The sequence below is a fragment of the Pyruvatibacter sp. HU-CL02332 genome (assembly GCF_040362765.1).
Taxonomy (GTDB): Bacteria; Pseudomonadota; Alphaproteobacteria; order CGMCC-115125; family CGMCC-115125; genus Pyruvatibacter.
Map to the genome: position 1 here is coordinate 785,648 of NZ_BAABWK010000002.1, position 12,463 is coordinate 798,110.

8 protein-coding genes are annotated in these 12,463 nt (G+C 56.8%); 5 read left to right on the forward strand and 3 right to left on the reverse strand.

The features are described from left to right. Nucleotides 1-9: 9 nt before the first annotated feature. Nucleotides 10-1,191 (forward strand): molybdopterin molybdotransferase MoeA, encoded by a 1,182-nt coding sequence (locus tag ABXH05_RS14360; RefSeq protein WP_353561703.1) that lies wholly within the window; start codon nt 10-12, stop codon nt 1,189-1,191. 63 nt (nt 1,192-1,254) lie between these two features. Here ABXH05_RS14360 and ABXH05_RS14365 read toward each other — a convergent pair whose 3' ends face one another. The 3 genes from ABXH05_RS14365 to ABXH05_RS14375 all read right to left on the reverse strand — a co-directional run bounded on the left by ABXH05_RS14365 (nt 1,255) and on the right by ABXH05_RS14375 (nt 4,433). Further along, the gene (locus ABXH05_RS14365; protein ID WP_348139658.1) at nt 1,255-2,493 is read right to left on the reverse strand and encodes an acyl-CoA dehydrogenase family protein; all 1,239 of its coding nucleotides are present in this window, start codon (nt 2,491-2,493) and stop codon (nt 1,255-1,257) included. 41 nt (nt 2,494-2,534) lie between these two features. Continuing rightward, on the reverse strand, nt 2,535-3,662 hold the full coding sequence (locus ABXH05_RS14370) for an acyl-CoA dehydrogenase family protein (RefSeq protein WP_353561705.1): 1,128 nt from the start codon (nt 3,660-3,662) through the stop codon (nt 2,535-2,537). A gap of 264 nt (nt 3,663-3,926) precedes the next feature. Further along, nucleotides 3,927-4,433 (reverse strand): MarR family winged helix-turn-helix transcriptional regulator, encoded by a 507-nt coding sequence (locus ABXH05_RS14375; protein WP_353561707.1) that lies wholly within the window; start codon nt 4,431-4,433, stop codon nt 3,927-3,929. Nucleotides 4,434-4,570: 137 nt separating this feature from the next. Here ABXH05_RS14375 and ABXH05_RS14380 point away from each other — a divergent pair, with 137 nt between their 5' ends. The 4 genes from ABXH05_RS14380 (at nt 4,571) to pepN (ending at nt 12,306) form a co-directional block, all read left to right on the forward strand. Then, nucleotides 4,571-5,722 (forward strand): efflux RND transporter periplasmic adaptor subunit, encoded by a 1,152-nt coding sequence (locus tag ABXH05_RS14380; RefSeq protein WP_353561709.1) that lies wholly within the window; start codon nt 4,571-4,573, stop codon nt 5,720-5,722. A 14-nt stretch (nt 5,723-5,736) separates the two neighbouring features. Next, nucleotides 5,737-8,850 (forward strand): efflux RND transporter permease subunit, encoded by a 3,114-nt coding sequence (locus ABXH05_RS14385; protein ID WP_353561711.1) that lies wholly within the window; start codon nt 5,737-5,739, stop codon nt 8,848-8,850. 120 nt (nt 8,851-8,970) lie between these two features. Continuing rightward, a complete protein-coding gene (locus ABXH05_RS14390; protein ID WP_348139648.1) occupies nt 8,971-9,528 on the forward strand; it encodes a hypothetical protein in 558 nt (185 codons plus the stop codon). A gap of 93 nt (nt 9,529-9,621) precedes the next feature. Next, nucleotides 9,622-12,306: an aminopeptidase N gene (gene pepN / locus ABXH05_RS14395; protein WP_353561713.1), complete on the forward strand. Its 2,685-nt coding sequence runs from the start codon at nt 9,622-9,624 to the stop codon at nt 12,304-12,306. Nucleotides 12,307-12,463 lie beyond the last annotated feature (157 nt).

Genomic DNA, 12,463 nt, shown 5'->3' on the forward strand with positions numbered 1-12,463 from the left:
GTTCTTCGTATGATTTCAGTTGAAGAAGCCCGTGCGCAGATTGCTGCCGCGCTGTCTTCCCTCAGCACTGAAACAGTAACAGCTGCCCGTGCCTTTGGCCGGACGCTCTCACAGGACGTTGTCGCCAACCGCTCACAGCCGCCCTCCGCGGTCTCAGCAATGGATGGTTATGCCGTGCGGTCCGCTGACCTGGGCAAGGGTACTTTCACCCTGCGCGGTGAGTCTCGTGCTGGGGCCGGGCTCGATACTCCCATTGGTGAAATGCAGGCTGTACGTGTCTCGACCGGCGCCCGCATTCCTGAAGGGTCAGACCAGGTTGTCATTCAGGAAAATGTTGAGATATCCGGCACCACGCTGACCACGGATGATCTGGCAAACCCCGGTCGTCACGTCCGTCCCGCAGGTTCTGACTATGAGGATGGTCAACTCCTGCTGGATGCCGGCACTATTCTCAGCCCGGCGAAAGTTTCTCTCGCAGCAGCAGCCGGCTTTGGCAACATCCCCGTCATGCGGCGCCCACGCGTGGCTGTTCTGGCAACGGGCGACGAACTTGTACATGCGGGAGAAACGCCAGAGGGCGATCAGATTTTCAACTCCGGCACACCGGGGCTGTCTGCATTGATCTTTTCGATCGGTGGGCAACCCCTGTCGCTGGGCATTGCACGCGATGACCCGGAGGATGTGCGCGAAGCACTCGCCTCTGCGGAAGGTGCTGACCTGCTGATCACCATTGGTGGTGCCTCCGTCGGTGACCATGATCACCTACGAAGCGTCTTCACGGAAGAAGGCGGCACGCTCATTTTTGAAAAAGTTCGGGTCAAGCCCGGCAAGCCAGCATGGTTTGGCAAACTCGGTGACTTGCCGGTGTTGGGTCTTCCCGGCAACCCTGTATCCGCCATGGTCACCGCCCGGCTGTTTCTGGTTCCGGCCTTGCGTACCTTGCTTGGACAACCCACTGCGCTGGCGCTTGGGTTCGAGACCGCGGTTCTGTCTGAAGCGCTTGAGGCCAATGGTGATCGCGAGACCTATCTGCGCGGCATTCGTGAAGGGGCAACCGGCCCCGTACGTGCAATGGCCAAGCAGGACTCATCCCATCTTGCAGCACTGTCGCAGGCCAATGTGCTGATCCGGCGTCTTCCTGATGCGCCGCCCTGCAACGCAGGTGACACCGTCGAAGTCATGCCTCTTTAGGCACCAAAACAAAACGGCCCGGAGATTTCTCTCCGGGCCGCTTCAATTTCAAAGTGTGGGTGCTTACTTGCCCTTGGGCAGTTCGTTGAACGCGGCGTCCTTGTCCACACGCACATCCTGCGGCAGGCCAAGCACACGCTCCGCCACAATGTTGCGGAGGATTTCGTCGGTGCCGCCGGCAATGCGGTACCCTGCAGCACCAAACCATTGAGCCTGGAAACCACCGTTAAGCGGCGCGATGCTACGGTCGGTAATGATGCCGCCCATATCTTCCATGTCCATGGCGAAGGCCGCGAGGTCCTGCATCTTCGGCGCAGATACGATCTTGCCGATTGACGCTTCTGGACCAGGAGCTGTGCCCTTGGAAAGGGCTGTAATGGTGCGGAAGCGGTTCAGCTTCAGTCCCTGGCTTTCCACGTACCAGTCCGCAATCTTTTCACGGACAGATGACTGGGCAATGGCTGCGCCCTCTTCCATCTCGGTTGACCGGGCCAGAGCAAGCAGTTCACCAAAGTCACCCGCGCCAGCACCACCGCCAACAGCGAGGCGCTCGTTCATGAGCGTCGTGATGGCTGACTTCCAACCTTGCCCGACTTCACCAAGACGCTGACTGTCCTTTACGCGAACATCGGTAAAGAAGACTTCATTGAAGCCTGAATCGCCGGACATCTGCTTGATCGGACGCACTTCAACACCTGGCGACTTCATGTCGAGCCAGAACATGGTCAGGCCCTTGTGCTTGGGCACGTTGGGGTCTGTCCGGGTGATGATGATGCCGAAGTCAGAGAACTGAGCACCTGACGTCCACACCTTCTGACCGTTGATGACCCATTCGTCACCGTCTTTTTCAGCCTTTGTGCGGATGCCCGCAACGTCAGACCCCGCAGCAGGTTCTGAGAAGAGCTGGCACCAGATTTCTTCACCGCGCAAAGCCGGGCCGACAACCCGCTTGCAGGTTTCCGGGTCCGCGTAGGTCATGACGGTCGGCACACACATGCCCAGGCCAATCTCAAACACACCACCTGGCACGGAGAACTTGGCTTCTTCCTGCGAGTAAATGACAGACTCGATGGGTGTGCCGCCGCGGCCGCCCCATTCCTTGGGCCATGTGATCTGTGCGTAGCCAGCTGCAGCCTTCTTGGCCTGCCATTCCTTCGCGCGCTTCACCAACTCATCATCGGACATGTTGCTGCGATTGCGCGAGTTCTCACCTGACGCTGACTTGAGACGTGCATTCTGTGAGAGCCAATCGTGGCACTCTTTGCGGAAGGCGGCTTCTTCTTTGGTATCGTCGAAATCCATAATGGACCTCCTGGTTTGTCGAAATTTCTGAGTGCAGGTGCTTAAGCGGCGTTGCGCTGTTCCAGTTGCCGCACAATGCGTTCTTTCCAACCGCCAACGGCGCCAAGGGCAAGGCCCAGAAGTTTTGAACGGCGATAGTAAAACTGAGTGTTGGCTTCCCATGTGTAGCCAATGCCGCCATGGGTCTGAATGTTCTCTTGCGCTGCGAACCGGAACGCTTCCGTCGCCGCCACGCGTGCACCAGCTGCTGCCAGCGGCAGTTCAGGCGAGTTTGTGGAGAGTGCCCAGGCGCCGTAGTAGCAATGGCCGCGGGCCAGCTCTAGCTTCACATACATGTCGGCAAGCTTGTGCTTGATGGCCTGGTAAGACCCAATCTGGCGACCGAAAGCATAGCGATCCAGGGCATAGCCTTTTGCCATTTCCAGAGCTGCTTGAGTGCCACCGAGCTGCTCAAACGCAAATAGGACAGCTGCACAGTTCATGACGTCCTGTGTGGCCGACCAGCCTTCGCCTTCCTTGCCCAGCAGATCTGCGGATGCACCGTCAAAGGTGATGGTCGCATGGCTACGGGTAGGATCAATTGTGGAAACGGCTTCGCGAGAGACACCGGCTCCGGTCAGGTCCACCAGAGCAAGTGACAGGTCACCTTCGCTCGTGCCGGAGCCTGTCTTCACAACAACCACAGCAAAGTCTGCGACGTCTCCATCGGCAACAGGCAGCTTGGTACCCGACAGCTTGCCACCTGACAAAGTGGTGGTGATGGTGCGCGCGGTCGGCGCCTGCACACCTTCAGCAAAGGCGAAACACCCGATGGCTTCACCGGATGCGACCTTTGGCAACCATGCCTGCTTTTGTTCCTCAGAACCAAAGCGGTTGATCGCTTCGGACGCGAGATACACAGATGATGACAACGGCACCGGCGCGCAGGCGCGGCCTAGTTCTTCCGCAATCACGCAGAGCTCAAGGTAGCCAAGTCCAAGCCCACCATAAGCTTCTGGGATAGTTGTTCCCAGGAAACCCATCTCGGCCAAGCCCTGCCACAACGTCTTGTCATATGGCGCGTCGCTCTCGAGGATTTTACGCACATCCTCCGGCTTGCATTTGTCCGCCAGAAATTTTGCTGCCTGGTCTTTCAGGAGCTTCTGGTCATCGGAGAAATCAAAATTCATGATCTATTTCCTCAACCCTGCTGATTTCATACATGCGCGCTTGAACAATCCGTCAATCCGAACCGGCGCGTCTGCTTTGTTTGAACCTCGTGTGGCGCTCGGACGACTGTCGACAGAGCGCTAGCCCTTGTTTTCTGAGGCAAAAACTAGCGCGCGGCAAGGCTATGAAAAGGGCATTTTTGGGTTTACGCGCGCCCAAACGGGTTTGACGTAGCGTCAGCCTGTCATGCTGCATTGCAAGCGGTTGAGGGTCTTATTGAGAGGTTAGGTCGCTGTTTCGCCATTGGCCTCATCAAGAGCCATGAGATTGGTCTTGATGTGCAGCAGAGCGGTCGTGATGCGCTCCAACTCGGCAACTGAGATCCCCTGAAGTGCCGGGTCAAATATCTCCTCACCGAGAGAGACCATTTCAGCAGCCACCGACGCGAATTTTGGTGTGAGATAGACCCGTTTGACACGTCGGTCCTGTGCATCTGGTTTACGGCTTACAAAACCTGCTTCTTCCAGCCGGTCCACCAGCTTCCCCAATGGTGCCCGTTCCATATCCAACACGTCAGCAAGGGCCGTCTGAATTTGGCCGTCACTGCGCCTTAATGCGGCAAGCACCCGACCCTGCGCCTGTGTTAGGCCAATCTCACGCATCCGTCTGTCGAACAGTCTGCCGATCAGCCGTTGAACATCGTAGACAGACCAGGCGAACTCACCTTCAAGGCTGAGCTCGTTTGTCATGTCTGCGGCGGCACGCTCAGCGTGGGTAACGGCTTTAGGCATCATCATTCCCGACAATACAGGCGGTTTTGGCTGGATCAAAAAGGAACCGGCATATTGTATCCATGGATATATTATGCGTGAATACAAAAGTACAGATTTGGCGATGGCGATTCAGCTTGAATCAATGGGACATGATGATGACGAGTACCAGAGCATCTCTTCTAAGCGCGGCGGCACTGGCGGTTGCGCTTTCTGCCTGTGGTGACGGTGGCGGTGACGCTGCCAATCTGGAAACAACACCAGATCCAGTCATCATGGCATCTTCGGTCGTGGAGCAAATAAGCATTGAGCAGCCCATTGTGGGGACTGGCACAATGGCTCCGCTGCAGAGTACAGACCTTGGTCCCCGGGTTGACGGCATCATTGAAGAGATCTTTGTCCGGGTCGGGCAGCGCGTTTCAAAGGATGATCCTCTCTTCCGCACGCGGGACACGGAACTCAAGCTGAAAGTCTCAGAGCTTGAAAACGAATTGAAGCTCGCATCCGCAACCGCAAAGCAGGCCAGCCGCGACTTCAATCGTATTTCCAAACTGCACAAGCGTGGTAACGCCTCCGCCGGTGCTCTTGACAAGTCCCGCGCCGCCCATGAGTCAGCTCAGGCTCGTTTTGGCATTGCAGAAGCGAAGCTCGGGCAGATCAAGCAGGCCTTGGAAGACGCAATAGTTAAAGCACCCTTTGATGGTGTGATCACCGCTCGCAATGTGCATGAAGGAACATTTATGGCCACCCGTATGGGGGGCGGCGGCATGATGGGACCATCCGGTGTGGTTCAGATCATGGAGATACACATCGTTGCGGCCATCGTGGATGTCCCTGAAGTCCACCTGTCAAAATTTGGGGTTGGCACCCGCGCCAAGGTCATCATCGACGGTCTGAATGATGAGTTTGAAAGCGAAGTCCACCGCATCAATGACTACATAGATCCAGTGAAGCGCACCATCCAAGTGCGGATTGGCATCGCCAATGACGACTATCGCATTAAGCCGGGCTCCTTCGCCCGTGCCATGATTTATCCACCTGCCCGTGAAGTCCTCACCCTTCCGCGTGGCGCTGTGCTTGGCTTTGAAGAACAGCGATATGTTTTCGTAGAGGAAAACGGGATTGCCAAACGCAAGCCGGTGCGTACCGCCCAGCTAGACGCTGAACGGGTCGTCGTACTGGAGGGCCTGTCGCAGGGGACCAAGGTGCTGTCAGGCCCGGGACTTCGAACTCTGGTTGAGGATGACCCGGTGATTGTGTCGGTCCCCGGAGAACCCATCGCTGCTGTCGCAACCGACGAGCCAGCTTAAGCGGGAGCAGGACCATGTGGATTTCAGATGTTTCCATTCGACGCCCAGTCTTTGCGGTCATGCTGGTTGGCGCATTTGTCGTGCTGGGCTGGATCTCGTTAGGACGCATCGGCGTTGACCTCTTCCCACGCGTCGAGTTTCCCTATGTCTCGGTTACAACCCTTCTTGAAGGGGCTGCACCGGAAACCATTGAAACTGAAGTTACGGATTCTGTTGAAGAACAGGTCAACACGATTTCAGGCATCGAGAGCTTGCGGTCCATCAGCTCTGAAGGTCACAGCGCCGTCAATATCGAGTTCGGCCTCGACGAGAATGTGGACGTCAAAGCGCAGGATGTGCGCGACAAGGTCTCACTCGCAGTCGGCGATCTACCGGGCGATGCCGAACAGCCAATCGTGCAGAAAGTAGACCCTGACGCTCAACCGATCATGTCGGTCATGATTTCCGGCGACATGCCTGTGCGCGAGATCACGCGCTACGCAGACCGCGTTGTGAAGGAGCAACTTCAACGTGTTCCCGGCGTCGGTTCCATTCGGCTTGTAGGTGGTCGTGACCGGGAGGTGCGCATCTGGCTTGATGCAGTGCGTCTGCGCGCCTACGGCGTGACGGCGCAGGACGTGATCGACGCGGTGCGCCGCGAGCACGCTGAAATCCCAGGAGGGCGCCTGGATACGGTCGGTCTTCGATCAGAATTCTCGGTCAAGACCAAAGGCGAAGTTCAGAACATCGCAGAGTTTGGCGACATCGTAGTCGCATTCCGTGAGACCGGCCCCACTCGGGTGCGCGACGTTGCGCGCGTTGAAGACGGCATGGAAGACCTGCGGTCCTACGCTGAATTGGACGGAAAGCCGGGGGTCAGTCTCGAAGTACGACGGCAGTCAGGTCGCAACACAGTTGAGGTGGCTCAGGCTATTCGGGCGCAACTGGCTGAAATCAGGAAAACAGCCCCCGAAGGTGTGCGTCTTCTTGCGGCGCGAGACACGTCCAAATTCATCGAAGATTCTGTGAATGACGTCTTTGGCGACATTGGGCTTGGCGTCATCCTTGTCGTGCTCGTCACCTTGGCCTTTCTTCTGTCGGTGCGTGCAACCGCCATCGTGGCCATTGCCATGCCAACGGCCCTGGTCTCCACGTTCTTTGCATTCTACGTGATGGGCTTCACGCTCAATATGATGACACTCATGGCTCTATCCGTTGCGGTTGGGCTGCTGGTTGATGATGCCATTGTTATTCTGGAAAGCATCCACCGCCAGCTTGAGGACGGCCATCCACCCATGCAGGCGGCATCACTGGGTGTAAAGAAAGTCGGCCCTGCGGTTCTTTCAGGATCGCTGTCCATTGCTGCAGTGTTTGTCCCAATCGCATTTATGGACGGCATTGTAGGGCGTTTCTTCTTCCAGTACGGGCTGGCAATCGTGTTTTCGGTCGGTGTGTCGCTCATGTGCTCACTGACTCTTACTCCCATGCTCTGCGCCCGCTTTCTCGAGCGTACCGAAGACGGCAGTCTTGGGCGGGTCGGTCAGTTCTTCGATGATGCTTATGTGCGCCTTGAAGCGATCTATGGCCGCATTCTTGACTTTGCCCTCGCACAACGTTGGATCATCGTTCTGCTTGCCGGGGCCACCATGATGCTTGGCGTTTTTGTCGCCGGCCTCGTGCCATCCGCTTTTGACACGCGGGCTGATCGTTCGGAATTTCTGGGTCAACTTGAGTTGCCGTTTGGTGCAGGCGTGGAACAAACGCGCGAAGTCGCAAGCCGGGCGGCAGCATCAATCCGCCGGGTGGAGAACGTCCGATCCGTCTTTTTTACGGTGGGTGGCGACAGCCGGGAACGCGTCAACCAGGCATCATTCTACATTGCCTTAACGGCCAAGGGTGATCGAGACGTGGGGTTCATTCCCATCATGGATGCGACACGCGCCGCCATGCTGAAGGCGGCTCCGGAAGCAACCCATATTTCCCTGACCGATGTTCCGTGGATATCCGGTGGCGGCTTTACCAACTTTGAACTCGAATACTCGATGTCGGGTCCAGACCTTGATGTGCTGCGCCAGCGTACGGATCTGATCTCATCTCGCATGCGGGAAGCCGGAATTTTCCGCGACATAAAAACCTCATTTGAAGAAGGCAAGCCTGAGGTTCAGGTCATCGTAGACCGAGTGCGTGCGGCCGACCTCTCAGTGCCCGTTCGCTCGCTTGCTGACACGGTACGTGCCCTTGTTGGTGGTGTTGATGTAGCGACCTTCGAAGAGTACGGCCAACGCTATGACGTGCGCGTCCGGCTGGAGGAAGACCAGCGTCATGAACTGCACCAGCTTGAACTCATTCAGGTTCGCGCTTCTGACCGCGAGTTGATTGATCTTGCAAATCTGGCTGCGTTCAATGTTGAAGCGGGACCCGCGCAAATTGATCGGTCAAACCGCTCTCGCAAGATTTCAATCTTCGCAAACACCGGCCCCGGCGTTGCCATGGGTGACGCGACAGCAGAGTTTGAACGCATCATTGACTCAGCCCGCATGCCGCAAAGCTACACCGTGACGGCAGAAGGCAGAGCCAAACGCATGAAAGAAACCACCGAAGCCATCGGCTTTGCTTTCATGCTTGCCCTCGTCGCGCTGTACATGATCCTGGCGAGCCAGTTCAACAGCTTCACGCAGCCCCTGGTCATCATGCTGACAGCCCCTCTCTCGTTTGTGGGTGCCTTCATCGCGATCTACCTGGCCGGCGAAACGATGACAATGTTTGCTCAAATCGGTCTACTTGCGCTGATGGGGCTGGTCATGAAAAACGGCATTCTCCTCATCGATTATGCCAACCAGGCACATGATGGGGGCATGTCAGCACGTGACGCCATGAGAGAGGCGGGCCCGGTCCGTCTGCGCCCGGTGCTGATGACAGCCCTTTCGACTATCTGCGGCATGATCCCGGTTGCCATGTCAGTCAGTCAGGGTGCCGAGTTCCGCAACGGGATGGGCTTCCTGGTGATTGGTGGTCTGACGTCATCCACGGCCCTTACACTGGTTGTCGTGCCTGTCGCATACACATTGATGGCGGACGCACGCAGTGGTGTCGACGCTGGCATTGCCAAGCTCAAAAGCGTCTGGCCGGGGTCCAAAAAGTCAGCATGACTGCGGTTTTTGGCTGATATCCGAGGCAATTGAACAGACTGGCTTAAATCGCCCTTAACTCGGGTTGTGCCACGTTCATACGGTTGAAGACCTTCACTTTACCGTACGCGGAGCAGAACCATGGCCAAGGCGCAGTTCCACAAGAACCAGCGCGTTTACGTCAAACCCGTCGGCACCTGGGCTCAGATTGAGCACGTGTTGCCGCAATGGGTGAAGGACGTGGAAGAACCAATCCGCATTACCTATGACGTAGGTCTTGGCCGCGAATTCGGTGCGGAAGAACTGGCCAGTGAAGCCACGTCTGAGCAGGTCTCGGGCTATGATGGCGAAAACTGGCGTGTCATGCGGGGAAAAAACAAGTGGCAGCAACCTGACGAGTGCAGCCATCACCCGCATCCAGGCACCTATCCAATTGTGGTGACGGGCGAAAACGACTGGGGCGGCTGGCGTGTGCCAGGCTCCGAATATGACCTATACCCGGAGCGTATTGAGTTCCAGGCACGTCTCATATCAGGGAGCATTCGCCTCTATCGGTTGACCCGAGAACTGGTGGGCTATGCAGAGGATCAGCCGGAGAATATCTCCAATGAGCTGATGAGCCTTATTCAGGACGCCAAACAGACACTCAAGGCTGTTGAGCAGGACCCTGAAGGTCTTTCAGAAGAAACCGTCGCGTAGCGCCAGCAAGTTCGCCTTTTATCCTGCATCCGGTCGCCTATAGTACGCGTCCGTTGTTTGGAAGCGAATTGTACAATAGTCAGTGGAAATACGTTGAGCGCTTTGACTGAGGGCACATCGCCCGCCATGCCCCCTGCCCCGTCACCAATCCATCTTGCTGACTATGCGCCGCCGCCGTGGCTGGTGGACACGGTCGCACTTGACGTTCAGCTGGCGCCGACAGCTACACGCGTAACAGCAACAACAAAGCTGAAGCCAAATCCGGAAGCGGCCGCCACCACCTCCATAGAGCTGGACGGCGAGCGGATGCAGCTCATTTCTGTTTCACTCGACGGCCACCTGCTTGGCACTGATGCCTACACTATTTCTGATTCAAAGCTGACGCTTCATGATGTGACGGCGGAGCCGCATGAGCTTGTCATCGAGTCCGAGTGTGACCCACAGGCGAACACGTCCCTTACGGGGCTTTACAGATCCAGTGGAGTTTACTGCACACAGTGTGAGGCAGAGGGCTTTCGACGCATCACCTATTTTCCTGATCGTCCAGATGTATTGGCTATCTATACGGTTCGTCTGGAAGCAGACAAAACCGACTGCCCCATCCTGTTGGCTAACGGCAACCAGGTTGCGCAAGGCGACCTGGCGGACGGCCGACACTTTGCGGAGTGGCACGATCCCCATCCCAAACCTGCCTACCTGTTCGCCATGGTCGCCGGCGATCTTGATTGCGTGTCCGACAGGTTCACGACAATGTCGGGACGTGATGTCTCACTGGGCATCTACGTAGAGCATGGCAAAGCCGACCGCACGGCCTACGCGATGGATTCCCTCAAGCGGTCCATGACATGGGATGAAGCGGCGTTCGGTCGGGAATATGACCTTGATGTCTTCAACATCGTTGCTGTCTCGGACTTCAATATGGGGGCAATGGAAAACAAGGGCCTCAATGTCTTCAACGACAAATACATTCTGGTGCGCCCGGACACAGCAACTGACGCGGACTATGCCAATGTCGAGGCCATTATCGCGCACGAGTACTTCCACAACTGGAGCGGCAACCGCGTCACATGTCGTGACTGGTTCCAGCTCTGCCTGAAGGAAGGTCTCACGGTTTTCCGTGACCAGGAGTTTTCCAGCGACATGCGTTCGCGGCCGGTAAAGCGTATTGCAGACGTCAAAACGCTTCGGGCGCACCAATACCCGGAGGACGCAGGCCCGTTGGCTCACCCGGTGCGGCCATCGAGCTACATCGAGATCAACAACTTCTATACAGCGACCGTGTATGAAAAAGGCGCTGAAGTCGTCCGCATGTTGAAGACGCTCATCGGCCCCGACGCCTTCAGAGACGGCATGGACGCGTATTTTGAGAATAATGACGGGCGTGCTGCGACAGTCGAAGACTTTATATCTGCGATGGAAGATGCCTCTGGTCGTGATCTCTCACAATTCAAGCGGTGGTATGATCAGGCAGGTACCCCCGAACTGGTTGTGTCGGGAAAGTATTCACCGATTGATGAAACCTTCGACCTGACTGTTGCCCAATCGACCGCACCAACACCAGGCCAGAGTGCCAAAGCCCCACTGCACATTCCTCTTGCCATGGGGCTGATCGGCAAGGACGGCACAAGCTTGCCTCTGCATCTTTCCAACACAGAGACGGACGGCGACGCGCAAACCCAAACCGTTGTTGAACTGACAGGGTACGAACAGACGTTCACCTTTGAAAAGGTCACATCGCCGCCGGTCCTTTCCGTCCTTCGTGGATTCTCGGCGCCAGTAAAACTCACCACAAATGGTGGAGACAAAGACTGGCTGTTCCGCATGGCCCATGACCCGGACCCCTGCGCACGCTGGGAAGCTGGTCAGACCTATGCCCGTGAACTTCTGGTCAACGTCACACGTGCCATGAGAGCCGGAGACAAACCAAGGCGTGGCACCCGATATGCAGATGCACTAAGGCATGTGTTGGAGGATGACAGCCTGGAGCCCGCATTCGCGGCCATGATGCTTGACCTCCCGGGCGAGGCGGAGCTGGCACAGCATATCGGTCAAAATGTAGATGCCGACGCTGTGCACAATGCACGTAAGCACCTTCAGTCAGCAGTTGCAGACCAACTTGGCGATCTCTTGCTGGATCGATACTCACAGCTTCAGTCCAATGCAGCTTACAGCCCTGATGCAGAGCAAGCAGGCCGGCGGGCCTTGAAGAACGCATGCCTTCGACTCTACGCCGGGCTTGGCAATGAGAACGCTGCACGGATAGCGGCCGTACAGTTTTCCTCCGCCAACAACATGACTGATATGGAAGCGGCACTGGCAACACTCACGCACATGCAACGTGAGGAACGTCAGGTTGCCTTTGACGCGTTTTACGAACGCGCAGCCGGTGACCCTCTTCTGCTTGATAAGTGGTTTTCACTGCAGGCCATGTCTTCTCGGGCGGACACCCGCCAAGCCGTGGAAGCCTTGATGGACCATTCAGACTTCTCCATGAAACGGCCGAACACCGTCAGATCCCTGATCGGCGTGTTTGCTGGATCAAATCCCGTCCGTTTCCATGCGGCTGACGGCAGCGGCTATCGTCTGCTCACACAGGTTGTCCGTGATCTTGATCCAATCAACCCGCAGGTCGCAGCCCGCCTGCTGGGCACACTCAAGAGTTGGCGCGTCTACGATGACGCCCGCAAATCCGAGGCAGTGCGCTGCGTAAGTGATTTGCTGGATGGCGAAAAACTGTCAGAAGACGTCTATGAGATAGCGACCCGCATGATTGCATAGTGGCTAATCGCGAGTCGGAAGACATGAAATGCACTGTGTGGAATTCGCGTGTGGCGAATCGTGAGTCTCAACTGCCACACAATTCAGCCCCTTAACGAAAAGTTAACGCGGCCCTGTCGCCCGTTGTGGACAGCCGGACTCCACACTGCGAATCATC

Bases quoted from the DNA above. Each gene is read 5' to 3' on its own strand.
- ABXH05_RS14365 (WP_348139658.1), bottom strand. From the start codon at position 2,493: ATGGATTTCGACGATACCAAAGAAGAAGCCGCCTTCCGCAAAGAGTGC.
- ABXH05_RS14380 (WP_353561709.1), top strand. From the start codon at position 4,571: ATGACGAGTACCAGAGCATCTCTTCTAAGCGCGGCGGCACTGGCGGTT.
- ABXH05_RS14375 (WP_353561707.1), bottom strand. From the start codon at position 4,433: ATGCCTAAAGCCGTTACCCACGCTGAGCGTGCCGCCGCAGACATGACA.
- ABXH05_RS14360 (WP_353561703.1), top strand. From the start codon at position 10: ATGATTTCAGTTGAAGAAGCCCGTGCGCAGATTGCTGCCGCGCTGTCT.
- ABXH05_RS14370 (WP_353561705.1), bottom strand. From the start codon at position 3,662: ATGAATTTTGATTTCTCCGATGACCAGAAGCTCCTGAAAGACCAGGCA.
- ABXH05_RS14385 (WP_353561711.1), top strand. From the start codon at position 5,737: ATGTGGATTTCAGATGTTTCCATTCGACGCCCAGTCTTTGCGGTCATG.
- ABXH05_RS14390 (WP_348139648.1), top strand. From the start codon at position 8,971: ATGGCCAAGGCGCAGTTCCACAAGAACCAGCGCGTTTACGTCAAACCC.